The sequence below is a fragment of the Mycobacterium deserti genome (assembly GCF_025345615.1).
In the GTDB taxonomy this organism is placed as follows: Bacteria; Actinomycetota; Actinomycetes; order Mycobacteriales; family Mycobacteriaceae; genus Mycobacterium; species Mycobacterium deserti.
This window is the reverse complement of record NZ_JAODWD010000001.1, coordinates 1,136,351-1,158,141: the sequence shown is the minus strand read 5'-3', so window position 1 is coordinate 1,158,141 and position 21,791 is coordinate 1,136,351. Positions and strand designations below refer to the sequence as shown.

Genomic DNA, 21,791 nt, shown 5'->3' with positions numbered 1-21,791 from the left:
GACACCCGCCTATGTGATGGAGAGCAGGTAAAACCGATGTTCGAGAGATTCACCGACCGTGCCCGCAGGGTCGTCGTCCTGGCTCAAGAAGAGGCCCGGATGCTCAACCACAACTACATCGGGACCGAGCACATCCTGCTGGGACTCATTCATGAGGGCGAGGGCGTAGCCGCCAAGTCGCTGGAATCGCTGGGCATCTCGTTGGAAGGCGTGCGCAGCCAGGTCGAGGAGATCATCGGCCAGGGCCAGCAGGCGCCGTCCGGCCACATTCCGTTCACCCCGCGCGCCAAAAAGGTGCTCGAGCTCTCACTGCGTGAGGCGCTGCAGCTCGGCCACAACTACATCGGCACCGAGCACATTCTGCTCGGCCTGATTCGCGAGGGTGAGGGCGTGGCCGCCCAGGTGCTGGTGAAGCTGGGCGCCGAGCTGACCCGTGTGCGCCAGCAGGTCATCCAGCTGCTGAGCGGATACCAGGGCAAGGAGACCGCAGAAGCCGGCACCGGTGGCCGTGGCGGCGAGGCGGGCAACCCGTCGACGTCCCTGGTTCTCGACCAGTTCGGCCGCAACCTCACCGCGGCAGCCATGGAGGGCAAGCTCGACCCCGTGATCGGCCGCGAGAAGGAAATCGAGCGGGTCATGCAGGTGCTGAGCCGCCGTACCAAGAACAACCCGGTCCTGATCGGCGAGCCCGGCGTCGGCAAGACCGCCGTCGTCGAGGGCCTGGCACAGGCCATCGTGCACGGCGAGGTTCCCGAGACGCTCAAGGACAAGCAGCTCTACACGCTTGACCTCGGCTCGCTGGTCGCGGGCAGCCGCTACCGCGGTGACTTCGAGGAGCGCCTGAAGAAGGTGCTCAAGGAGATCAACACCCGCGGCGACATCATCCTGTTCATCGACGAGCTGCACACGCTCGTCGGAGCGGGTGCCGCCGAGGGCGCCATCGATGCGGCCTCGATCCTGAAGCCCAAGCTGGCCCGCGGCGAGCTGCAGACCATCGGCGCGACCACCCTCGACGAGTACCGCAAGTACATCGAGAAGGACGCCGCGCTCGAGCGCCGGTTCCAGCCGGTGCAGGTCGGTGAGCCGACCGTCGAGCACACCATCGAGATCCTCAAGGGTCTGCGTGACCGCTACGAGGCGCACCACCGCGTCTCCATCACCGACGGCGCGATGGTGGCCGCGGCCACCCTGGCCGACCGCTACATCAACGACCGGTTCCTGCCGGACAAGGCGATCGACCTGATAGACGAGGCCGGCGCGCGGATGCGCATCCGCCGGATGACCGCGCCGCCAGACCTGCGCGAGTTCGACGAGAAGATCGCCGAGGCGCGCCGGGAGAAGGAGTCCGCGATCGACGCGCAGGACTTCGAGAAGGCCGCCAGCCTGCGCGACAAGGAGAAGCAGCTCGTCGCGCAGCGCGCTGAGCGCGAGAAGCAGTGGCGCTCAGGTGATCTCGACGTGGTCGCAGAGGTCGACGACGAGCAGATCGCCGAGGTGCTCGGCAACTGGACCGGCATCCCCGTGTTCAAGCTGACCGAGGAGGAGACCACGCGTCTGCTCCGCATGGAGGACGAGATCCACAAGCGGATCATCGGCCAGGAGGATGCGGTCAAGGCCGTCTCCAAGGCGATCCGCCGTACCCGCGCCGGGCTGAAGGATCCGAAGCGTCCGTCGGGCTCGTTCATCTTCGCCGGCCCGTCCGGTGTCGGTAAGACCGAGTTGTCCAAGGCGCTGGCGAACTTCCTGTTCGGCGACGACGACGCGCTCATCCAGATCGACATGGGCGAGTTCCACGACCGCTTCACCGCTTCGCGGCTGTTCGGCGCCCCTCCGGGCTACGTCGGCTACGAAGAGGGCGGCCAGCTCACCGAGAAGGTGCGGCGCAAGCCGTTCTCCGTCGTGCTGTTCGACGAGATCGAGAAGGCGCATCAGGAGATCTACAACAGCCTGTTGCAGGTCCTCGAAGACGGTCGCCTGACCGACGGGCAGGGCCGCACGGTCGACTTCAAGAACACCGTGCTGATCTTCACGTCGAACCTCGGTACGTCTGATATCAGCAAGGCGGTTGGTCTCGGCTTCACCCAGGGCGGCGGCGAGAACAACTACGAGCGGATGAAGCAGAAGGTCAACGACGAGCTCAAGAAGCACTTCCGGCCGGAGTTCCTCAACCGCATCGACGACATCATCGTCTTCCATCAGCTGACTCGCGACGAGATCATCAAGATGGTCGACCTGATGATCGGCCGGGTGGAAAAGCAGCTCAAGGCCAAGGACATGGCCATGGAGCTGACCGACAAAGCCAAGTCGCTATTGGCCAAGCGCGGGTTCGACCCCGTGCTCGGTGCGCGGCCGCTGCGCCGGACCATCCAGCGCGAGATCGAGGATGCCCTGAGCGAGAAGATCCTCTTCGAAGAGGTCGGTCCCGGTCAGCTCGTCACCGTTGACGTCGACAACTGGGACGGCGAAGGTTCCGGCGAGGACGCGGTGTTCACCTTCGTCGGTTCCAAGAAACCGGTCACACCGGTCGAGCCGGAACTGGAGAAGGCAGGCGCCGCGGGCACCCCGAGTGCCGCAGCCGCCGAATAGCTCGACAACGCGGAAGCCCTCGAAACGGCAACGTTTCGGGGGCTTCTGCCTATGCGGGGTCCGCGAAAGTCGCACCGAGTGCTTAGGATGTGCGATGTAATCGGCGAGCGAAGGAATCTGGTGAGAATCCAGAACGGTCGCGCCACTGTGTTGAGTCAGACCCGACGCCCGCCGTCAACCGCACCACATGCACGGCTCGCCGTGCGTGAACTGGGACGCGAAATCCCGGAAAGGACCGCACATGACCTCTTCTCAGGCCCGCAGATCCGTTGCGCCGGCAATCGACTTCTCCGCCACCAAGGCGGCACTATGGCTGTCGCTGACCGCGTTCTTCGCCCTTCTGGTGCTCTATTTCGTCGGTTTGGATCAGGGTGCGACGTCGGTGTTCGGTAGCAATACCGCAATCCACGAATTCGTGCACGACGCCCGTCATCTGCTCGGCTTCCCCTGCCACTGACCCGGCCGGGGCAGACGACGCACAATGGAAAAGCAGATTATTTGGCGCGGCCTGCTGGCCGGCGCCCTTGCTGGAGTGCTCTCGTTCATCTTCGCCCGGATCTTCGTCGAACCGGTGATCGAGCGGGCCATCGGATACGAGGAGGGCGTCGGCGCCGCACATGAGGCCGCCGAATCGGCCACGGGTGTGGCGGCACACAGTCACGGTAGCGACGGCGGCGGATTCACCCGTGCCGTGCAGATGAACATCGGGATGGGGCTTGGCGTGCTGTTGTTCAGCGTCGCCATCGGCGCACTGTTCGCGGTGCTGTTCGCGGTGGTGTACGGCCGGGTCGGGGACGTCTCGGCCAGGCTGCTGTCGCTCTACGTCGCGGGCGGCATGCTGCTGAGCCTTTACATCGTTCCCGCGCTGAAATATCCGGGCAGCCCGCCGGCCGTCAGTCTCGACGAGACCATCCGCCAGCGCACCCTGCTCTACCTGGCGATGGTGGTGCTGTCGGCGGCGCTGCTGGTCGGCGCCGTCGCCCTCGGCCGCCGCTGGTCGGCGAAACTCGGCGCGTGGAATGCGACCCTTGCCGCGGCGGGCAGTTACCTCGTGGCGATCGCGGTGGTGATGTTGATCCTTCCGGGCATCGACGAGACGCCCGGGCCGTTGCGCGACGACTCGGGAACCATCATTTATGAGGGCTTCCCCGCCGACGACCTCTATGAGTTCCGGCTTTTCTCGCTGGGCACTCAGGTCGTCATGTACGTGACCATCGCTCTGGTCTTCGGTGCTATGGTCGCGCGCCTGCTCGAGGGTAAGCGGCAGGAGACGTCCTCAACGGCATGAGCGAGATCGTCCGGCTGACCCTCGTGTCACATGCGATGACCGACGCGATGGCGGCCGGACGATTTCCCACCGACGAGCCGCTCAACGCTGTCGGTCACCGCCAAGCCGACGCGTCGGTTGATCTGGGCGTCGTCGAAAAGGCCTATTGCGGACCCGAGAAACGGGCCAGACAGACAGCCGACCTGCTCGGCCTGCAGGCTCAAATCGACGCTCGGCTTGCGGATCTGGACACCGGACGCTGGCGCGGCGGCGTGCTCAGCGGGGTGACCCCCGCCGATCTGGTGCTGTGGCTGACCGACCCGGCGCAGGCACCGCACGGCGGCGAAACCGTCGTCGACCTGATCAGCCGGGTGCGCGGATGGCTGGATTCACTGACCAGCCGTCGCGCCCGACTGGTCGCGGTCACTCACCCCGCGGTGATCCGCGCGGCGATCCTCGTCGCGCTCGACGCGCCGCCGAAGTCGTTCTGGCGCGTGGACATTGCGCCGGTGAGTCGCACGGTCATGCACTTCCGCGGGCACAACTGGACGCTGCGATCGAATCTGTGACTCAGCCGGCCGGCGCCAGGTCAAAGGCCCGGTGCGCAATCCGCAACAGCCAGGCGCCCGCCGTCGGGCTGCGGTAGCGGGGCCAGTTCAACTGGAAGCTGACCACCCAAGGCTGACCTCCGTCGTCCTCGGCATACCAGCTGAATGTCAAGTCTCCCGGCAGGTTTCCGCCCTTGGAGCCGATGTACGGCCACCTCGACCTGTCGAGGTCGATCCCCGGGGTGGCCGACAGAATATCCTTCACGGGCGCTGCCTCGCCGACGGCGGCGGCCTGCAGGGCGGCGTGCACACGGCAGATGTCGGCAGCGCTGCCGAACCACTCGATGCCGTCGTTTGACGCCGGGGTGTGCGTGCGTGCCGGATCCGGTTTGTAAGGGCGAGAATTCGTCTGCTCGAGCAACTGCACCCGGTCCTGCGGAGTGGCTTGCTTCCACTGCTCCCGAAGATTCGGTTCGCCCCAGCCGACCGAGAACAGTTGGTGCATGGTCGGGAACGGCGTCATGCTGGCGGGGTCGTGATGGCCGGCCGTCACCAACGCGTGCTCGACCGCGCCCGGCCCCAACCGTCCGATCAGCAGATCGGTGGCGGTGTTGTCGCTTGTCGAGATCATCTGTTGCGCCGCGGTGCGCACGGAAACCTTTGCTCCAGGCGGTAACTCGTCCAGACCGGCGGTGCCGACCGCCTTGGCCTCCTTCGTGATGGTCAGCGGGTCGGTCCACTTCACTGTGCCGGCCTTGACCGCCTCGGCGACCGCAAGCAGCACATAGAGCTTGAAGATCGAGGCCAGGGGTAGCGACAGGTCGGTGTTGGCGCCCTTGACGACTTCGCACCTACCTTCATTGACCTTGGAGAGTTGATACGAGTACCGAGCGCCGGATCGCTTCAGCTGTTCGTCGACGTCCGCCCAGTCCTTGATTTCCGGGTGCTCGATGGAGACCTCGAACCGATTGACCATGTCGGCGGCGTTGGTACGCAGTCCGATGGTCTGCGCCACGCCGTACGACGTTTCCACGTGCAACGTCGCGTGCCCCGCGCCGATCTCGACGTTCTTCACCGTGATCGGCCGGTCCCACCACAGGTTGCCCATCGCCGAGGTGATCGGTTTGACCTGTTCTGGCGCGGCCATCGTCGCAACGCCGACGGTGCCGATCGGCCACTCCGAGTTGAGCATGTCCATCGTCTGCTTGGCCCGCAGACCCGGGGGCGTGTTGATGGGGATGTGCGCGCCGTACGCGGCGTCTGCGGCGGGCGGGCCTGCATGAGTGCAGCCACCGGCCAACACGACGACGAGCGCGACGGCGACCGCTAGTCCGGCCGCTCGGGGCCTTCTTCGCTGCTCGCGTGCGCGGTGACGCCCCGCGCTAAGCCTTGGTGCCCGCAACGTCAAGTACGACCTCGAACTCCAGCAGTGACGCGCCCGTGGCCACGGGATTGGTCTGCTGGCCTTTGTGTGCCTCGATGGCCGGCCCGCTGGCCCACGCCTGGAAGGCCTCCTCGGACTCCCACTGGGTCACCACGAAGTAGCGGTCCTCGCCCTTGATCGGGCGCAGCAACTGGAAACCCAAGAACCCAGGCTGGTTGTCGACAGCGTGGGCACGGTGTGCGAATCGCTTCTCCAGTTCGGGACCTGCGTCGGGCGGGACCTCGATTGCGTTGATCTTCACCACAGGCATGCCGTTAGGCTACCGTGCGCTGCCATGGCCGCCGACCTGCTCACCCCGTGCGGCGGTGAGGGCGAACCGCTGGTGCTGGTGCACGGATTGATGGGCCGCGGCACCACGTGGTCGCGTCATTTGCCGTGGCTGACCCGGCTGGGCGCGGTGTACACCTATGACGCGCCATGGCACCGCGGCCGCGACGTCGACGATTCGCGGCCGGTCAGCACCGAGCGTTTCGTATCCGACCTGGGCGATGCCGTCGCCGCACTCGGCGGGCCCGCGGTCATGATCGGTCATTCGATGGGAGCGCTGCATTCGTGGTGTCTGGCTGCGTCGCGACCGGAGTTGGTGCGCGCGCTGGTCGTTGAGGACATGGCCCCGGACTTCCGTGGGCGCACCACCGGTCCGTGGGAGCCGTGGCTGCATGCGCTTCCTGTTGAATTCGATTCGCAGCAACGGGTTTACGACGAGTTCGGTCCCGTCGCCGGGCAGTACTTCCTCGAGGCGTTCGACCGCACTGCCACGGGTTGGCGGCTGCACGGGCACACCGGGACCTGGATCGAGATCGCCGCCGAATGGGGCACGCGCGACTACTGGCTGCAGTGGCGGGCAGTTCGCGTGCCTGCACTGCTGATCGAGGCAGGCAACTCGGTAACGCCCGCGGGGCAGATGCTGAAGATGAAGGAAACCGGCTATCGGACAACATATCTGCGTGTGTCCGACGCCGGCCACCTCATCCACGACGATGCGCCGCAGATCTACCGAGAAGCCGTCGAGACGTTTCTAGCGTCGCTCGCTGGCACCGGTTGAGACCGGCCAGGACGGCTGCTGCTCGAAGCGAGTGCGGATGGCGTCGAGGTCGTGTCCCACCCGGAACGAGTCGCGGTCGTTCTCGGGCAGCCGGCCTGCCATCGGCGCGGCGAGCCGGAATTGGTCGCGGTGCAGACGCAGGAATCCGTCGCGACGAGCGGCCCAGCTGAGCGCAGCTGCCACCGCGAACGGAGAGATGAGGATCAGGAAGGTCAGTGCAGTGGTCATGGCAGTAATCCTTCGCCCATATAAATCCCGCCAACAGTGGCAGAAAAGACACCTTGCGATAAAATGCTGCCATGGCCATTAACAGCGTATCGGCGCTGGTGCTCGACGAGCTAGCGATTTTCGAGTTCGGCGTGATCTGCGAAGTCTTCGGAATCGACCGGTCCGCGGACGGCGTGCCCAACTTCGACTTCAAGGTCTGCGGGCCGGAGGCGGGCGCACCACTGCGCACGTCCGTCGGGGCGACGATCATTCCCGACCACGGCCTCGACGCTCTGGTCGGTGCCGACCTGGTGGCGATCCCGGCGATCGGCGGCTCGGAGTACCTCCCCGCCGCGCTGGAGGCGATCAAGGCGGCCGCCGACTCCGGGTCGATCATCCTCACCGTCTGCTCCGGCGCATTCGTCGCGGGTGCCGCGGGGCTGCTCGATGGGCGGCCGTGCACGACGCACTGGATGCACGCCGCCGACCTGGCGCGGATGTACCCGACCGCCAAGGTCGACCGCAATGTGCTGTTCGTCGACGACGGCAACCTCGTGACCAGCGCGGGCACCGCGGCAGGCATCGACGCCTGCCTGCATCTCGTGCGCCGTGAACTCGGCAGCGAAGTGACCAACAAGATCGCGCGGCGCATGGTCGTGCCGCCGCAGCGCGACGGTGGACAGCGCCAGTACATCGACCAGCCGATCCCGCTCCGATGTTCGGAGGGCTTCGCGCCGCACCTGGACTGGATCCTCGGCAATCTCGACCGTCCGCACACCGTTGCGTCACTGGCCGCCCGCGCCCACATGTCGGCGCGGACCTTCGCCCGCCGGTTCGTCGAGGAGACCGGTCGCACCCCGATGCAATGGGTGACCGACCAGCGCGTGTTGTATGCGCGCACCCTGCTCGAGGAGACCGATCTCGACATCGATCGGATAGCGGAGCGGTCGGGATTCGGCACGGCCACACTGCTGCGGCACCACTTCCGGCGCATCATCGGCGTGACGCCATCCGACTACCGCCGACGGTTCTCTTGTAACGGCCCCTGCCAGGAGGAGGCCGTCACCGCCTGACCGGCGGCGCCACTGGACGTCAGTCGCCCTCACCGGCGAGCGCGAACCGGCCGTCGGAGGTCTGCTCCACCAGCCCGTCGACCAGCAGCGAGGCCAGCGCGCGATCGCGCTGTGCGGTGTCGGTGAGCCAGACGACGTCGAGTTGCTCGCGCGTCACCGCAGAGCTGTTGTCCCGCAACACATCCAGCAGCTTGCCGCGAACCTGGCGATCCGTACCCGCGTAGCGCTGCGCCCGGCGGGCGGGGCTGGCCGCGGGCGGATACCCGCTCGACCGCCACGCGCACCGACCCAGCGGGCACAGGCCGCACCGCGGTGCGCGGGCCGTGCACACCGTCGCCCCGAGTTCCATCAGAGCCACCGAAAAGCGGGGCGCGTCACCGTCATCGGGCAGCAGCCGGGCGACGTCGTCGAGATCGCGGACCGAGGAGGGAGAGTCGGCCCGGCCGTGCACCACCCGCGCCACCACCCGTCGGACGTTGGTGTCCACGACCGGCACCCGCTTGCGGTAGGCGAAGCATGCGACGGCCCGGGCGGTGTACGCCCCGATCCCCGGCAGCGTCAGCAGGGTGTCGACGTCCGACGGCACCACGTCGCCGTGTTCGGTCGCGATCACCGTTGCGCACTCGTGCAGACGCTTGGCCCGACGCGGGTAGCCGAGCTTGCCCCAAGCCCGCAGCACATCGGCGGGCCCGGCCGCCGCGGTCGCCGACGGTGTCGGCCAGCGCGCCACCCACTCGCGCCAGATCGGCTCGACGCGCGCGACCGGCGTCTGTTGCAGCATGAATTCGCTGACCAGGACCTGCCACGCGGAGACGCCGGGCCGACGCCACGGTAGGTCGCGCTGCTCGCGGTCATACCAATCCAGCAGCTGCGGCACAATGTCGGTCATGCCGAACACCAGCCCCGTGACCGCGTGGAAAGCACTCAAAGAGGGTAACGAGCGGTTCGTTGCGGGAGAGGCCCAACACCCGCACCAGAGCCTCGACCATCGATCCGCGTTGACCAATGGACAGCACCCGATCGCCGCTGTGCTCGGCTGTTCGGACAGCCGCGTGCCCGTGGAGATTGCATTCGACCAAGGCCTCGGCGACATCTTCACGGTTCGCACCGCCGGGCATGTGCTCGACTCCGCGGTGCTCGGTTCCCTCGAGTACGCCGTGACGGCGCTCGGCGTGCGGCTGATCGTCGTGCTGGGCCACAGCAGCTGCGGTGCGGTGACCGCAGCGGTGTCGACGGCCGACGGCGAGGCGCCGCCGAGCGGGCACATCCGCGACGTGGTGGACCGGATCATGCCGTCGGTCTTGGCCGGCAGGCATGCGGGATTCAGCGGCGTCGGCGAGTTCGTCACCAAACACGTCAACGAGACCGTCGCCCAGCTGCGCATCCAGTCGGCGCCTGTCGCCGAAGGTCTCGCGGCCGGCTCGCTCGCGATCGTCGGACTCACTTACGGCCTGTCCGATGGGCGGGTGGTGTTGCGGGACCACATCGGCGACATCGGCGAAGGCTGACGAGCGACACGCCGAGCGACCTCGGGCAATCAGGCGTGACCTGGCCTTACCGTGAAGTTGTGCTGGATCTGGAACCGCAAGGCCCCCTCCCGACGCAGATTTACTGGCGTCGCCGGGCGTTGGCGCTGGGCATCGCGGTCGTGGTGATCGGCCTGATCGCGGCCGTCGTGCTCGTCGTCGTCAAGAACGCGACCGGCACCGACGAGACGGCCGCCGACAAGCCGGCGGCCACCGCAGCCGGCCCGACACCGCTGCCCGGGCAGAACCCCGAGGTCAAGACGCCGGTGGTGCCGCCTGCTCAGCAGGCGCCCGCGCCGACCCCGACGCCGACCGCCGCGGTCACGCCGCCGCCGATCCTCAACGAGGGCGACGACTGCCCGGACTCGACGCTGGCGGTCAAGGGCATCACCAACCAGCCGCAATACGTCGTCGGCGACCAGCCGAAGTTCACCATGGTGGTGACCAACATCGGGCTGGTGGCTTGCCAGCGTGACGTCGGCGCCGCGGTGCTCGCCGCCTACGTCTACTCGCTCGACAACAGCCGGCTGTGGTCGAACCTGGACTGCGCACCGTCGAACGAGACCCTGGTCAAGACGTTCCAGCCGGGCGAGCAGGTCACCACCGAGGTGACCTGGACGGGCATGGGTTCGGCTCCGGGATGCCCGCTGCCGCGGCAACCGATCGGACCGGGCACCTACAACCTCGTGGTGCAGTTGGGCAATCTGCGCTCGGCGACGGTGCCGTTCATCCTTGCCGAGCCTGCACAGGCACCGCCGCCGGCTCAGGGTGCGGGGCCGCCACCAGGACCGGCGCCAGCGCCCGTCGGCTAGGCCAGCCGGTCGGCGATCGTCGATTCGGCCAGTTGCGACAGGCCTTCGCGGATGTGGCGGGCCCACATCGAACCGATGCCCTCGACGTTCTGCAGGTCGCTGGCGCTGGCGGCCAACAGTCCCTGCAGTGAGCCGAACGACCGCACCAGCAGATCCACGTGGGCGAACTGCAGTCGCGGGATGCCCGCCATCGCCCGGTAGCCGCGTGAACTCATCGCCGAATCCTGCGCCTCTGCCGTCGACGGGTAACCGAAAACCCTTGCCAACGTGGTGAAGTCGAGAAGCTCGCTGTCCGAAAGACCGTCGAGCTCCTCCAGCGTGGCGCTGACCTGTGCGGCCGACGGCGGATCCGGATTGGCGTGGTAGTCCCGCACGATCAGCTCTCGGGCGGTTTCGTTGTCGCCGACGAGTTCGTCGAGCTGCAGCTTGAGCTGGCGCCCGTCGGTGCCGAGTTCGACCACGTCCGAGTCGATTTCGAGGCTGATGCGCCGGACCATCTCCAACCGTTGCACCACCGTCATGACATCGCGCAACGTGACGAAGTCCTCGATCTCGGCCGTCGAGAGCTGCCTGCCGACCTCGTCGAGGCGGGTCTTGTACCGCTCGAGCGTGTCGATGGTCTGGTTTGCCCGCGAGAGGATGGCAGCCGAGTCGGGGACCACGTGGCGTTCACCCGCGACGTAGACGGTGACGATGCTCATCGACGAGCTCACGGAGATAACGGGATAACCCGTCTGAATCGCCGTGCGTTCGGCGGAACGGTGACGGGTGCCGGACTCCTCGGTCGGGATCGACGGGTCGGGTACCAGCTGCACATTGGCCCGGAGGATGCGGCTGCCGTCGCTGGAGAGCACGACCGCGCCGTCCATTTTCGACAGCTCACGCAGCCTGGTCGGTGCGTAGCGGATGTCGAGTTCGAATCCGCCGTCGCAGATCGTCTCCACGCTGTCGTCGTAGCCGATCACGATAAGGGCGCCGGTGCGTCCGCGCAGGATGCGCTCGAGGCCGTCGCGCAATGGCGTACCCGGCGCCAGCCTGGAGAGGGTCTCACGCAGGGTGGGCCGGGCCAGTTGCACCACTCTGCGACTCGACCTGCCGCTTGCCTTAACGGCCACCGCCCCTCCTAGGATCGGTCAGCCCGATCAACGCTCGTTGGCCGTATTTTTGCTGATCTCCCGCAATACCCGCAACGCCGCGCCGATGTTGTCGGCCGAAATGGCCCGCAGACCTGCGGGCACAGACTTCACGCCGGGCGGCACGATCGCGACGGTGAAGCCGAGGCGGGCGGCCTCGGCCAGGCGCCGGTCCATCCCCGTGACACGCCTTAGATCGCCGGCAAGACCGACCTCACCGATCGCCACCGCCTCGGCCGGCATCGGCAGATCCGTCTGCGACGACGCGATCGCCAGCGCCACCGCAAGGTCAGCCGAGGGGTCCGTCAGTCGCATGCCGCCAACGGTGGACAGATAGATGTCGCGGGTGCCGACGGGCAGGCCGACGTGCTTGTCCAACACCGCAGTGATCATTGCGGCGCGCGATGAGTCGATACCGCTGACCGCCCGCCGTGGTGAGCCGTTGGCGGGTTGGCCTATGAGGGCCTGTACCTCGCCGATCAGGGGGCGCTTCCCGTCGAGGGTGACCGTGACGGCGGTGCCGGGCACCGGCGTGGGCCGTTGATCGCGGAACAATCCAGAAGGGTCGGCGACGCCTTCGATTCCGTTGTCGTGCAACAGAAAACACCCGACCTCGTCGGCGGCGCCGAATCGGTTCTTGACGCCGCGCACCATCCGCAGCGACGTGGCCCGGTCGCCTTCGAAGTGCAGTACGACGTCGACCAGGTGCTCGAGCGACCTCGGGCCGGCGATGGCGCCGTCCTTGGTGACGTGGCCGACGAGAATCAGCGCGACGCCCGACGTCTTGGCGGCCATGGTGAGCGCGGTGGTGACCGCGCGCACCTGGGTGACGCCGCCGGTGACCCCGTCGGTCTCGGTGGTCGACATCGTCTGCACCGAGTCAACGACGACGAGGCTCGGACGCACGGCGTCGATGTGGCCCAGAGCCACCTGCAGATCCGACTCGGCGGCCAGATACACCTCGTCGTGTGTGCAGCCCGTGCGTTCGGCCCGCATCCGGATTTGCCCGGCTGACTCTTCACCCGAGAGATACAGCGCGCGTTGCCCGGCGCGCGCCCAACGATGGGCGACCTCCAGGAGCAGCGTCGACTTGCCGACGCCGGGGTCACCGGCGAGCAGCGTCACCGACCCCGGGACCAGCCCACCGCCGAGCACTCGGTCCAATTCGTCGACGCCGGTGTGGATGTGCCGGGTCTGGCCGGGATCGATAGAGCTGATGGGCACGGCGGGCGACGTCGGGGCGACCGCGCGCCGAACCGATGAGCCGTTCACCGCCGCGAGAACGGCGACCTCGTCAACGGTTCCCCAGGTGCCGCAGTCCGGGCAACGGCCCACCCATTTCGCAGTGAGGTGGTGGCACTCCGAGCACCGGTATTGCGATCGCGGTTTGGCCACGAGCAAACGTTATCCGCCGCGGCCGACAGAACCGCCGGGCACGAAGTCGTGTCGGGCGACTTTCGCGGTCAGTGACCGCCCGAGTGGCCGCCTGCGTCGCCGGTGTCCTGAACGGGGTCTCGGCGCGGGGTCTCACCCGCCGAGATCGGCACCGCGACGGTGCCTTGACCCGCCTTCTCGAAGGTGAACGTGAAGTCGTATGTCAGCCCGTTGGTGATCGGCTTTTTCAGCGCGACCATCGCTTCGACGGCCTCGGCCGGTTCGACGCTTTCCAGCGGGGTGATCTGCCCGTCGGGTGCACCGACGACGAGCGCGCCGCTGGCCGGCAGCGACCCGTCGCCGGTCAGCGTCACCGTGCCGACGTCGGAGGTGATGGAAACCAGCTTGTCGTCCGTGTCCGGCGAATTGTTCGACGCCTGGAACAGCAACTCGATGTCACGACCCGGCTGGATGTAGTCGGTGGTCTGGGTGCCCCTCAGATGGACGTTGCGCAACGAGACCTCGCCGATGTTGGCGCTGGTGCCGTTGACCGCGGGTTCCTGAGTGGCGGTCTGGGAGATCTGCCCGGCTCCGCAACCGCTGAGCACAACGGCGGCGGCCAGCACGCTGGCGGCCAATCTGACGCGGTTCACACGGGCCTCCTGCTCGGCCGTCGAGGCGACCGAGACGCCGGTCGCGGTGGTGAGACTATGCATTCGACTATGGACTGTAGTAGCTGCGCGCGAGACGCGGTAGCGCAGGGCGGACGGGCCATCCGCAGCTACCTTCCAGAGCCGCCCGTCAAGCACGGATTCATCACGGTGTCAAGCCCTAGTCTTCACCTGCGGTGCCCCTGACCTGCACCGTTGTTCTGCCCCTGTCTGGTCTCCGTGTTAGCATTGGTATGTGAAAGGGGCTCGAAACTGATGATTTTCAAGGTCGGAGACACCGTCGTTTATCCCCACCACGGTGCCGCGTTGATCGAGGCGATCGAAACCCGGACCATCAAAGGCGAACAGAAGGAATACCTCGTCTTGAAGGTTGCCCAAGGCGACCTGACGGTCCGCGTTCCCGCTGACAACGCAGAGTACGTCGGGGTGCGCGACGTCGTCGGGCAGGAGGGTCTCGACAAGGTGTTTCAGGTGCTCCGCGCCCCGCACACCGAGGAGCCGACCAACTGGTCACGCCGGTACAAGGCCAATCTCGAGAAGCTGGCCTCCGGTGACGTGAACAAGGTCGCCGAGGTCGTGCGTGATTTGTGGCGGCGCGATCAGGAGCGTGGCCTGTCCGCAGGCGAGAAGCGCATGCTGGCCAAGGCGCGGCAGATCCTCGTCGGCGAGCTGGCGCTGGCCGAGAACACCGACGACGAGAAGGCCGCGACCATTCTCGACGAGGCGCTGGCCGCCGCTTCCTGAACACCCTGATGTCGATCCCGCGGGTCGGGCTCGGCACCGACGTTCATCCCATTCAGGCCGGCAGGCCGTGTTGGCTGCTGTGCCTGCTCTTCGACGATGTCGACGGCTGCGCCGGGCATTCCGACGGTGATGTCGCCGCGCATGCGTTGTGCGACGCCTTGCTGTCCGCGGCCGGGCTCGGCGACATCGGCGAGGTGTTCGGCACCGCCCGTCCCGAATGGCGTGGTGTCAGCGGCGCGGACATGCTGCGCCATGTGCGTGGGCTGCTGGCCGACGACGGCCTTCGGGTCGGCAATGCCGCGGTGCAGGTGATCGGCAACCGGCCCAAGGTCGGCCCGCGCCGTGCCGAGGCGCAGGAGGTGCTCTCCGAGCTGCTGGGCGCACCGGTGTCCGTGTCGGCGACCACCACCGACGGGCTGGGATTGACCGGCCGCGGCGAGGGCCTTGCCGCCCTCGCGACCGCGTTGGTGGTTGAGGTCGATTAGGCCGGTAAGCTGGCACGTCGTGAGCGGAGCGAATGGTCGACAAGGGGTGACCGGCGACCTGCGGCTCTACGACACCATGGCGGGCGGCGTCCGCGACTTCGTGCCGCTGCGGCCCGGCCACGTGTCGATCTACCTCTGCGGCGCCACCGTGCAGGGGCTGCCGCACATCGGCCATGTCCGCAGCGGGGTGGCGTTCGATGTACTGCGGCGCTGGCTGATGGCCAAGGGCTACGACGTCGCGTTCATCCGCAACGTCACCGACATCGACGACAAGATCCTCAACAAGGCCGCCGAAGCGGGTCGGCCGTGGTGGGAGTGGGCCGCCACTTACGAGCGCGCGTTCTCGGCTGCCTACGATGCGCTCGGCGTGCTGCCGCCGTCGGCCGAGCCCCGCGCCACCGGCCACATCACCCAGATGGTCGAGCTGATCGAGCGGCTGCTCGAGCGGGGCCACGCCTATACCGGCGACGGCGACGTGTATTTCAACGTGCAGAGCCTGCTGCCCGAGCCTGGGTACGGCAAGCTGTCCGGCCATCGGATCGACGACGTACACCAGGGGGAAGGCGTCGCCACCGGCAAGCGCGACCAGCGTGACTTCACGCTGTGGAAGGGCGCCAAGCCCGGCGAGCCGTCCTGGCCGACGCCGTGGGGCCGTGGCCGCCCCGGCTGGCACACCGAATGCGTCGCGATGTGCGAGACGTATCTCGGGTCCGAGTTCGACATCCACGCGGGCGGAATGGATCTGGTTTTCCCGCACCACGAGAACGAGATCGCCCAGGCCGAGGCCGCGGGCGACCCGTTCGCCCGGTTCTGGCTACACAACGGCTGGGTGACCATGGGCGGCGAGAAGATGAGCAAGTCGCTGGGCAATGTGCTGGCCATACCCGCTGTGCTCCAACGGGTCCGGGCCGCCGAGCTGCGCTACTACCTGGGTAGTGCGCACTACCGGTCGATGCTCGAGTTCTCCGAGACCGCGCTCGCCGACGCGGCCAAGGCCTATGCCGGCGTCGAAGACTTCCTGCACCGGGTGCGCACCCGGGTCGGGGCTGTGGTGCCGGGCGAATGGACCCCGAAATTCGGCGCGGCCCTCGACGACGACCTGTCGGTGCCGATCGCCCTTGCCGAGGTGCACGCCGCTCGCGCCGAAGGCAACCGGGCGCTGGATGCCGGCGACCACGAAACCGCTTTGGCACAGGCGATGTCGATCCGCGCGATGATGGGCATTCTCGGGGCCGACCCGCTCGATCAGCGCTGGGAGTCGAAGGACGAGACGTCGGCCGCGTTGTCTGCCGTGGACGTGCTCGTGCATGCGGAGGTGAAGCGCCGCGAGGATGCGCGGGCGCGCCGCGACTGGGCGGAGGCCGACACGATTCGGGACCGTCTCAAGGAAGCCGGCATCGAGGTCACCGACACCGCGGACGGACCGCAGTGGTCACTGCTCGACGGGGGCACCAAGTAATGGCGGGCAACTCCAAGCGTCGGGGCGCGGTGCGCAAAGCCGGTACCAAGAAGGGGCCGACGGTCGGGTCGGGCGGTGTCCGCAGGCGTGGCCTCGAGGGCCGCGGTGCGACCCCGCCCGCGCACAAACGGCCTCATCATCCGGCAGCCAAGCGGGCAGCGAAGGCCGCGCGACAACAGCAGGGCAGGCACAAGAAGACCGACGACACCGAGATCGTGCTGGGCCGCAATCCGGTGCTGGAATGCCTGCGCGCGCAGGTGCCGGCCACGGCGCTGTACGTTGCGCTTGGTACTGAGGCCGATGAGCGGCTCTCCGAATGCGTTCAGATCGCTGCGGATTCGGGCATTTCGATCCTCGAGGTGCCCCGACACGATCTGGACCGACTCTCGGCGAACGGACTGCACCAAGGCATCGCGCTGCAGGTGCCGCCGTATGCGTATGCACACCCGGACGATCTGCTCGCCGCCGCGACCGCCGACGGTGCACCGGCACTGCTTGTCGCCCTTGACAACATCTCCGACCCGCGCAACCTCGGCGCTGTCGTGCGTTCGGTTGCCGCGTTCGGCGGTCACGGCGTTCTGATCCCGCAGCGCCGGTCGGCGTCGGTCACCGCGGTGGCATGGCGCACGAGCGCAGGCGCGGCGGCCAGGGTGCCGGTGGCCAGGGCGACGAATCTGACTCGGACGCTGAAGAGTTGGGCCGACGCCGGACTTCAGATCGTGGGGCTGGACGCCGGTGGCGGCGCCACTGTCGACGAGTTGGACGGCGCAGGGCCCATCGTGGTCGTGGTGGGTTCCGAAGGAAAGGGTCTGTCGCGTTTGGTGCGGGAGACCTGCGACGCGGTGGTGTCCATTCCGATGGCCGGGCCGACGGAATCGCTGAACGCCTCGGTCGCCGCGGGCGTGGTGCTCGCCGAGATCGCCCGTCAGCGGCGCACGTAGCTAGGCGCGGACCTTCACCAGCATCGTCGACTTGGGCTCCACGCCGGCCCCCGGCGTCACCCGTCGAACGCGCCGCGCCACCCATGGCGCCGCGAACGCGGCAGCCCATCGCATGTTGGCACGGAAGTCCCGGACCGGCGGCGACGAAGCGAGCACGGCGGCCGACGCTGTGGTCAGACCGTGGGAAACAGTCAGTGTGTCAAGCACTTTGGCGGCCATCCGCTCATGCCCCAACGGCGACAGGTGCACCCGGTCGCCGTCCCACAGTCGAGGGTCGCAGAATTCGGAGAACCGCCAGAAGTCGACGATGTGCACGCCCAGATCGTCGGCGGTAGCGCGCAGCAACTCGTTGTAGATCGCCGCGCGTCCGCGCAGGCGGCGAAACAGGGGGACGGTCCCGAGGTCCGCCGCGGTGAACGTGAGCACAACCGCACCCGTCTGCTGCAGGCTTTTCAAGGCGTCGGCGTAACGCGCCATCATCGCGTCGATGTCGGTGCGCACCGACAACAGATCGTTCATCCCCGCGTAGATCGTGACGAGATCGGGTTCGAGCATCGCCGCGGTCTGCACCTGGTCGGCCAGGATCTCGTCCATGGTGCGGCCCCGCACCGCAAGATTGGCGTACTGCATCTGCGGATTGGTCGCCGCGAGCACCTCGGCAACCCGGTCGGCCCAACCCCGCAGTCCGTTCGCCCTGGTGATGTCGGGGTCGCCGATGCCCTCGGTGAACGAATCGCCAAGGGCCACGTACCTGCTGAACGCGCCCACGTCACCAATGTGGCCGATCGTCGGGCGTCACGCACGCCGCAGCGCCGTTGGCGGCCGAGTCGACGCTCATTGTCCTACCGGCGTTTGCGTCACGGTCACCGGCACTACACGCCGAACAACCGCAGTGCCAACCACAGCCCGATGACCGAAGCCACGAGCGTGACCGGCACGGTGCACAGCCCGATTCGGGTGAACTCCCAGGGGCCGGCCGCGATGTCGCGGCGGACGACGCCGCGCCACAATAGGTTCGCCAATGACCCGACGTAGGTCAGGTTGGGGCCGATGTTGACACCGATCAGCACGGCCAACACGACCGCAGGTCCGGAAGCCGACACCAGAGGCAGCAGCAACAACACCGCCGGCAGGTTGTTCACCAGGTTGGACAACGCAGCGGCGATCGCGGCGACGGCGAGCAATGCGGCCAGGGTGTCCCCGGCCGGAAGCAGACCGCGCAGCGCGCCGTCGAGCCCGTTGACCATCACCGCGTCGACCACCACGCCCAGACACAGCACGAATATCAGGAACGGAACATCAGCGGCGCCCACCAGGCGGGACACCGTGCTGCGACGCCGGACCAGGCCATGCGCGGCCAGCACCGTCACTCCCGCGAGCGCCGCCCACGCGGGTGAGAGGCCGACAGTCGAGGTGACCACGAATCCGGCCAGTGTCAGGCCGAGCACCACGACGGCGAACACCGGCACGTCGATCGCCTCCCGCGTCTGCGGTTGAGGTGTGATGGCGAGCTCTCGCCTGAAAAGCCAACGCAAGAGGAGGAATTCGACGGCGATCGCGGCCAGCCACGGCACCGCCATGAGCGCGGTGAAGTGCAGGAACGACACCCCCGCCGCGGCGAAGGCCAGCAGGTTGGTCAGGTTGGACACCGGCAAGAGCAGTGACGCGCTATTGGCGAGATGCGCGGTGGCGTAGGCGTGGGGTCTCGGCGGGACTGTCAGCACACGCGCGGTCGCGAGCACCACCGGCGTCAGCAGCACCACCGTCGCATCGAGGCTGAGGATCGCGGTTGTCGCAGCCGCGATCGCGAAAACTGTTGCCAAGAATCTGTTCTGGCTGTTCGCAGCACTCTTGGCCATCAGCGCGCCCGCGGCTTTGAACACGCCTTCGTCGTCGCTCACCCGGGCCAGCACCAGGACGGCGGCAAGGAACCCGACCACCGGCAGCAGCCGTCCGACCTCCGCGGCGGCCTCGGGCAGCGAGACGGCACCCGCGGCGATCAGGATCGCGGCCGCGGGCACCGCCACGACGGCTTCGGGCCACTTGTGCGGGCGCACCACCGCGAACACCAGCACAACTGCCAGCGCCGTCAGCGCCAGCGTCAGGTCCACGGATCGGCGCGTTGCCAGAGCGTGGGCAGCGCAAGCGGCACACCATCGTCGGCGGCCAGCCGCGACAGCACCCGTATCGAGACGTCGAGGTCGTCACCGGCGTACGGCAGCGCCCGCAACGGCCGGTGCAGCGGGCGGAATAAATCGTCCCAGTGGATCAGCACCACCCGGCGCGCACCGACGGCGCGCACGGTTTCGGCCCAGTAGTCGACCAGGTACTGCTTGGGCTGCAGGCCGAGTTGGCCGACGCCGAGGTACACCACCTCGGCGCGCAGCCCGGCCAGTGCGCCGGGCACGAAGCCGGCGCTGCCCACGATGAGCAGTCGTCGATCCGACGGCCGATGATGAATGAGCGTCGACCACGATTCGCCGCACTTGAATGCCGACATCTTGACCGGGGGAACGACGGGCTCGGTGATGACTCCGGGAAACCTGTCGGGCGGGCAGTGATCGCCCTCGACGAGGGTGACGTCGTAGGCGCCGAGCGACACCGCCGTGCCGGGCGTGGCGACGATAAGACGCTCCTCGGGTATTCCACCGCCCCGTCCGACGTTGGCGGCCGACGTGCCGCCGACAACCTTGGCGTGCGTGCGCTCGGCGACGAACGCGGAGTCCATGGCGTGGTCGAAGTGGGTGTGGACGGGCAGCACCGCTTCCAATCGATCGACGCCGAGCCGCGTCAGGCAGCCGTCGATGCGCGGGGCCGATGGCGCGATTCGCCGCAGCCCGACCTCGGCGAGGCTGGGCCGCGAGAAGAAGCCGTCGGTCATCAGGGCCGATGCGCCGTCGTCGATCAGCAGTGTCGTCACCCCGGCCCACGTCACCGTCACGGGGGCGTCTGCCGCAGCCGCCGGCACGTCGAAATAGCCTTGGTAGTCGGCGAGATCCGGCCGGCCGAGCTTGAGGCGCATAGCGCCAACCTTATGCGCGGCCTCCATAACGGCGCCTGAACTTCTCGACCTGCCCCGCGGTGTCGATGTGTCGACGCGATCCCGTCCAGAACGGGTGTGATGCTGAGCTGATGTCGACGACGACGAGTGGATAGGTCTGCCCGTCCTCCCACTCGATCGTGCGTTCAGTCGTGGCCGTCGACCGCGTCAGGAACGCGTCGCCAGTGGTGGCGTCCTTGAACACCACCGGTCGGTACTCGGGGTGAATGCCTGGCTTCATCGGTCCTCTCCATCGTGTCTTCTCGCCGCATCGCTTGCGTACTCGGACTTTTCGTCACATGGTTCGTCGTGCCAGTCGCCGAACGGATCGGGGTAGGTGGACCATTCCTCGGGCCTGGCCCACTCCTGGCTGGTGAGCAGCGCGCCGCGAAGCGCGGCGACGACGTCATCGGGCTTCGCGCCGCACACCAGCACCGCGATCGACACGTGCCGGTCGCCGAGCCGGTCATGCCAGTCGGCGGCGGCCAGCGCGGCGCGCTGCGGGTCGGCGTAGGCCTGTTCACTGGTACTCATCGCCGCCAACCATCGCCCGGCATACTCGAAATGCATTCCCCTACCCGCAGATTCGAGCCACATGACGTCGTCGAATCGGTTGGCCAGCCAGAGTCTGCCGCGGGCGCGGACCACGCCGTCGAGCAGCACGTCCAACGCGGCGTGCAGCCGTTGGGGATGGAAGGGCCGGCGTGCGGAGAACAGCAGAAGCCCGACGTCGCCGTCGGACGCGAGCGACGGCTGTCCCGCAAGCAGCGGATCGTGCGGATTGTCGCTGCGGCCACGGCGGCTGTCCGGTTCGAGGTTGGCCAGCGCCGTCTCGGCGCGAACGGCGCCGACCGTGAGCCGGGCTCGCGGCGCCAACCGACGCAGCACAGCCAGCGTCTCGGCGTGCGGTTCGGTGAGCACCAGCGCATCGGCGAACTCGGCCTGTCCGACCACCACCTGCGCCACTGTGCGGCCGTCGTTCAAGTCGTCGTCGCCGACGGCCTGACTCAGCCAGACGCTCGAATCCACACACGTCACCACCGCCTCGATGCGAACGTCGAGCGCCGCCGGGCCGTCGGTGTACCCCGGGCCGACCCTGACCCGGACGTTCTCGACGGCCCAGCAGACCGGTTCGGGCTCGAGCCACGGCATCAATTGCACGGCAATGCGATTCACATCGTCACGTCGGTTCAGCCGACGCAGCAGGACCAGCAGGTCCGCGCGCACGGTGCACGTGACGCATCCTTTGACCAATTCCAGCGGCCACGCCGTCGTGCCCTCGGCCGTCGTCACGCTGCGCACCACAACCTGGCCGTCGTACTCGTGTCGAACCACCACCGTGCCACTGGCGCGAGCCAACACCTCGGCGACGCCGTTCGTGTCGCCCTGGCCGCAGATCAGTACCACTGGAGTGCGCACGAATCCTCCTCCGTGTT

At 67.7% G+C, this 21,791-nt stretch carries 24 protein-coding genes; 12 read left to right on the top strand and 12 right to left on the bottom strand.

Features of this window, described 5'->3' with window-relative positions; translation table 11 throughout:
• Window positions 1-36 precede the first annotated feature (36 nt).
• The 4 genes from clpC1 to N4S67_RS05855 all read left to right on the top strand — a co-directional run bounded on the left by clpC1 (window position 37) and on the right by N4S67_RS05855 (window position 4,422).
• Entirely contained in the window at window positions 37-2,586 is a 2,550-nt protein-coding gene (gene clpC1, locus N4S67_RS05870) for an ATP-dependent protease ATP-binding subunit ClpC (protein ID WP_260991942.1), read from the top strand.
• Between the two features lie 241 nt (window positions 2,587-2,827).
• Window positions 2,828-3,043 carry a CbtB-domain containing protein gene (locus tag N4S67_RS05865; RefSeq protein ID WP_260991941.1) on the top strand — a complete coding sequence of 72 codons (216 nt, stop codon included), beginning with the start codon at window positions 2,828-2,830 and terminating at the stop codon, window positions 3,041-3,043.
• A gap of 24 nt (window positions 3,044-3,067) precedes the next feature.
• Window positions 3,068-3,874: a CbtA family protein gene (locus N4S67_RS05860; protein WP_260991940.1), complete on the top strand. Its 807-nt coding sequence runs from the start codon at window positions 3,068-3,070 to the stop codon at window positions 3,872-3,874.
• The gene (locus N4S67_RS05855; RefSeq protein ID WP_260991939.1) at window positions 3,871-4,422 is read left to right on the top strand and encodes a histidine phosphatase family protein; all 552 of its coding nucleotides are present in this window, start codon (window positions 3,871-3,873) and stop codon (window positions 4,420-4,422) included. Before N4S67_RS05860 ends, N4S67_RS05855 begins: the two co-directional genes overlap by 4 nt.
• Before the next feature lies 1 nt (window position 4,423).
• On the opposite strand, the gene N4S67_RS05850 is transcribed toward N4S67_RS05855, so the two are convergent.
• On the bottom strand, window positions 4,424-5,803 hold the full coding sequence (locus tag N4S67_RS05850; RefSeq protein ID WP_390893253.1) for a serine hydrolase: 1,380 nt from the start codon (window positions 5,801-5,803) through the stop codon (window positions 4,424-4,426).
• On the bottom strand, window positions 5,784-6,095 hold the full coding sequence (gene mhuD / locus N4S67_RS05845) for a mycobilin-forming heme oxygenase MhuD (protein WP_260991937.1): 312 nt from the start codon (window positions 6,093-6,095) through the stop codon (window positions 5,784-5,786). The genes N4S67_RS05850 and mhuD overlap by 20 nt, the downstream gene beginning before the upstream one ends.
• Window positions 6,096-6,119: 24 nt before the next feature.
• Between mhuD and N4S67_RS05840 the strand changes: the two genes are divergently transcribed.
• Window positions 6,120-6,890, top strand: coding sequence for an alpha/beta fold hydrolase (locus tag N4S67_RS05840; protein WP_260991936.1), 771 nt, complete (start codon window positions 6,120-6,122; stop codon window positions 6,888-6,890).
• On the opposite strand, the gene N4S67_RS05835 is transcribed toward N4S67_RS05840, so the two are convergent.
• Entirely contained in the window at window positions 6,864-7,118 is a 255-nt protein-coding gene (locus N4S67_RS05835) for a hypothetical protein (RefSeq protein ID WP_260991935.1), read from the bottom strand. The genes N4S67_RS05840 and N4S67_RS05835 overlap by 27 nt on opposite strands.
• A 71-nt stretch (window positions 7,119-7,189) precedes the next feature.
• On the opposite strand from N4S67_RS05835, the gene N4S67_RS05830 reads away from it, so the two are divergent.
• Window positions 7,190-8,170, top strand: a complete 981-nt coding sequence (locus N4S67_RS05830; protein WP_260991934.1) for a helix-turn-helix domain-containing protein — start codon at window positions 7,190-7,192, stop codon at window positions 8,168-8,170.
• A 19-nt stretch (window positions 8,171-8,189) separates the two neighbouring features.
• Here N4S67_RS05830 and N4S67_RS05825 read toward each other — a convergent pair whose 3' ends face one another.
• Window positions 8,190-9,059 carry an A/G-specific adenine glycosylase gene (locus N4S67_RS05825; RefSeq protein ID WP_260991933.1) on the bottom strand — a complete coding sequence of 290 codons (870 nt, stop codon included), beginning with the start codon at window positions 9,057-9,059 and terminating at the stop codon, window positions 8,190-8,192.
• Between N4S67_RS05825 and N4S67_RS05820 the strand changes: the two genes are divergently transcribed.
• Both N4S67_RS05820 and N4S67_RS05815 read left to right on the top strand, forming a co-directional pair.
• Window positions 9,058-9,678: a carbonic anhydrase gene (locus N4S67_RS05820; RefSeq protein ID WP_260991932.1), complete on the top strand. Its 621-nt coding sequence runs from the start codon at window positions 9,058-9,060 to the stop codon at window positions 9,676-9,678. The genes N4S67_RS05825 and N4S67_RS05820 overlap by 2 nt on opposite strands.
• Before the next feature lie 59 nt (window positions 9,679-9,737).
• Window positions 9,738-10,508 (top strand): hypothetical protein, encoded by a 771-nt coding sequence (locus N4S67_RS05815; RefSeq protein WP_260991931.1) that lies wholly within the window; start codon window positions 9,738-9,740, stop codon window positions 10,506-10,508.
• On the opposite strand, the gene disA is transcribed toward N4S67_RS05815, so the two are convergent.
• The 3 genes from disA to N4S67_RS05800 all read right to left on the bottom strand — a co-directional run bounded on the left by disA (window position 10,505) and on the right by N4S67_RS05800 (window position 13,668).
• Window positions 10,505-11,623, bottom strand: a complete 1,119-nt coding sequence (gene disA, locus N4S67_RS05810) for a DNA integrity scanning diadenylate cyclase DisA (protein WP_390893230.1) — start codon at window positions 11,621-11,623, stop codon at window positions 10,505-10,507. The two genes, N4S67_RS05815 and disA, sit on opposite strands and share 4 nt — an antisense overlap.
• 27 nt (window positions 11,624-11,650) lie before the next feature.
• On the bottom strand, window positions 11,651-13,036 hold the full coding sequence (radA, locus tag N4S67_RS05805; protein WP_260991930.1) for a DNA repair protein RadA: 1,386 nt from the start codon (window positions 13,034-13,036) through the stop codon (window positions 11,651-11,653).
• 68 nt (window positions 13,037-13,104) lie between these two features.
• Complete coding sequence (locus N4S67_RS05800; RefSeq protein WP_260992080.1) at window positions 13,105-13,668, bottom strand: hypothetical protein; 564 nt, start codon at window positions 13,666-13,668, stop codon at window positions 13,105-13,107.
• A gap of 273 nt (window positions 13,669-13,941) precedes the next feature.
• Here N4S67_RS05800 and carD point away from each other — a divergent pair, with 273 nt between their 5' ends.
• The 4 genes from carD (at window position 13,942) to rlmB (ending at window position 17,315) form a co-directional block, all read left to right on the top strand.
• Window positions 13,942-14,430, top strand: a complete 489-nt coding sequence (carD, locus tag N4S67_RS05795) for an RNA polymerase-binding transcription factor CarD (protein WP_043412998.1) — start codon at window positions 13,942-13,944, stop codon at window positions 14,428-14,430.
• Between the two features lie 5 nt (window positions 14,431-14,435).
• On the top strand, window positions 14,436-14,915 hold the full coding sequence (ispF, locus tag N4S67_RS05790; protein ID WP_260992079.1) for a 2-C-methyl-D-erythritol 2,4-cyclodiphosphate synthase: 480 nt from the start codon (window positions 14,436-14,438) through the stop codon (window positions 14,913-14,915).
• A 76-nt stretch (window positions 14,916-14,991) separates the two neighbouring features.
• Window positions 14,992-16,374: a cysteine--tRNA ligase gene (gene cysS / locus N4S67_RS05785; RefSeq protein WP_390893251.1), complete on the top strand. Its 1,383-nt coding sequence runs from the start codon at window positions 14,992-14,994 to the stop codon at window positions 16,372-16,374.
• Window positions 16,374-17,315, top strand: coding sequence for a 23S rRNA (guanosine(2251)-2'-O)-methyltransferase RlmB (gene rlmB, locus N4S67_RS05780; RefSeq protein WP_260991929.1), 942 nt, complete (start codon window positions 16,374-16,376; stop codon window positions 17,313-17,315). The genes cysS and rlmB overlap by 1 nt, the downstream gene beginning before the upstream one ends.
• Here the strand turns inward: rlmB and N4S67_RS05775 are convergent, their stop codons facing one another.
• The 5 genes from N4S67_RS05775 to mrf form a co-directional block, all read right to left on the bottom strand.
• Window positions 17,316-18,083 carry an SGNH/GDSL hydrolase family protein gene (locus N4S67_RS05775; protein WP_260991928.1) on the bottom strand — a complete coding sequence of 256 codons (768 nt, stop codon included), beginning with the start codon at window positions 18,081-18,083 and terminating at the stop codon, window positions 17,316-17,318.
• 104 nt (window positions 18,084-18,187) lie between these two features.
• The gene (locus N4S67_RS05770; RefSeq protein ID WP_260991927.1) at window positions 18,188-19,426 is read right to left on the bottom strand and encodes an SLC13 family permease; all 1,239 of its coding nucleotides are present in this window, start codon (window positions 19,424-19,426) and stop codon (window positions 18,188-18,190) included.
• Window positions 19,417-20,337 carry an MBL fold metallo-hydrolase gene (locus N4S67_RS05765; protein ID WP_260991926.1) on the bottom strand — a complete coding sequence of 307 codons (921 nt, stop codon included), beginning with the start codon at window positions 20,335-20,337 and terminating at the stop codon, window positions 19,417-19,419. The genes N4S67_RS05770 and N4S67_RS05765 overlap by 10 nt, the downstream gene beginning before the upstream one ends.
• A 10-nt stretch (window positions 20,338-20,347) precedes the next feature.
• The gene (locus tag N4S67_RS05760) at window positions 20,348-20,596 is read right to left on the bottom strand and encodes a type B 50S ribosomal protein L31 (protein WP_260991925.1); all 249 of its coding nucleotides are present in this window, start codon (window positions 20,594-20,596) and stop codon (window positions 20,348-20,350) included.
• On the bottom strand, window positions 20,593-21,774 hold the full coding sequence (gene mrf / locus N4S67_RS05755) for a ribosome hibernation factor-recruiting GTPase MRF (RefSeq protein ID WP_260991924.1): 1,182 nt from the start codon (window positions 21,772-21,774) through the stop codon (window positions 20,593-20,595). The genes N4S67_RS05760 and mrf overlap by 4 nt, the downstream gene beginning before the upstream one ends.
• Window positions 21,775-21,791: the final 17 nt, after the last annotated feature.

Coding starts and splice junctions, on each gene's coding strand:
- carD (WP_043412998.1), top strand. CDS start 13,942: ATGATTTTCAAGGTCGGAGACACCGTCGTTTATCCCCACCACGGTGCC.
- N4S67_RS05760 (WP_260991925.1), bottom strand. CDS start 20,596: ATGAAGCCAGGCATTCACCCCGAGTACCGACCGGTGGTGTTCAAGGAC.
- cysS (WP_390893251.1), top strand. CDS start 14,992: ATGGCGGGCGGCGTCCGCGACTTCGTGCCGCTGCGGCCCGGCCACGTG.
- N4S67_RS05865 (WP_260991941.1), top strand. CDS start 2,828: ATGACCTCTTCTCAGGCCCGCAGATCCGTTGCGCCGGCAATCGACTTC.
- N4S67_RS05855 (WP_260991939.1), top strand. CDS start 3,871: ATGAGCGAGATCGTCCGGCTGACCCTCGTGTCACATGCGATGACCGAC.
- mhuD (WP_260991937.1), bottom strand. CDS start 6,095: ATGCCTGTGGTGAAGATCAACGCAATCGAGGTCCCGCCCGACGCAGGT.
- N4S67_RS05860 (WP_260991940.1), top strand. CDS start 3,068: ATGGAAAAGCAGATTATTTGGCGCGGCCTGCTGGCCGGCGCCCTTGCT.
- N4S67_RS05765 (WP_260991926.1), bottom strand. CDS start 20,337: ATGCGCCTCAAGCTCGGCCGGCCGGATCTCGCCGACTACCAAGGCTAT.
- N4S67_RS05830 (WP_260991934.1), top strand. CDS start 7,190: ATGGCCATTAACAGCGTATCGGCGCTGGTGCTCGACGAGCTAGCGATT.
- clpC1 (WP_260991942.1), top strand. CDS start 37: ATGTTCGAGAGATTCACCGACCGTGCCCGCAGGGTCGTCGTCCTGGCT.
- N4S67_RS05820 (WP_260991932.1), top strand. CDS start 9,058: ATGCCGAACACCAGCCCCGTGACCGCGTGGAAAGCACTCAAAGAGGGT.
- rlmB (WP_260991929.1), top strand. CDS start 16,374: ATGGCGGGCAACTCCAAGCGTCGGGGCGCGGTGCGCAAAGCCGGTACC.
- N4S67_RS05835 (WP_260991935.1), bottom strand. CDS start 7,118: ATGACCACTGCACTGACCTTCCTGATCCTCATCTCTCCGTTCGCGGTG.
- N4S67_RS05825 (WP_260991933.1), bottom strand. CDS start 9,059: ATGACCGACATTGTGCCGCAGCTGCTGGATTGGTATGACCGCGAGCAG.
- N4S67_RS05840 (WP_260991936.1), top strand. CDS start 6,120: ATGGCCGCCGACCTGCTCACCCCGTGCGGCGGTGAGGGCGAACCGCTG.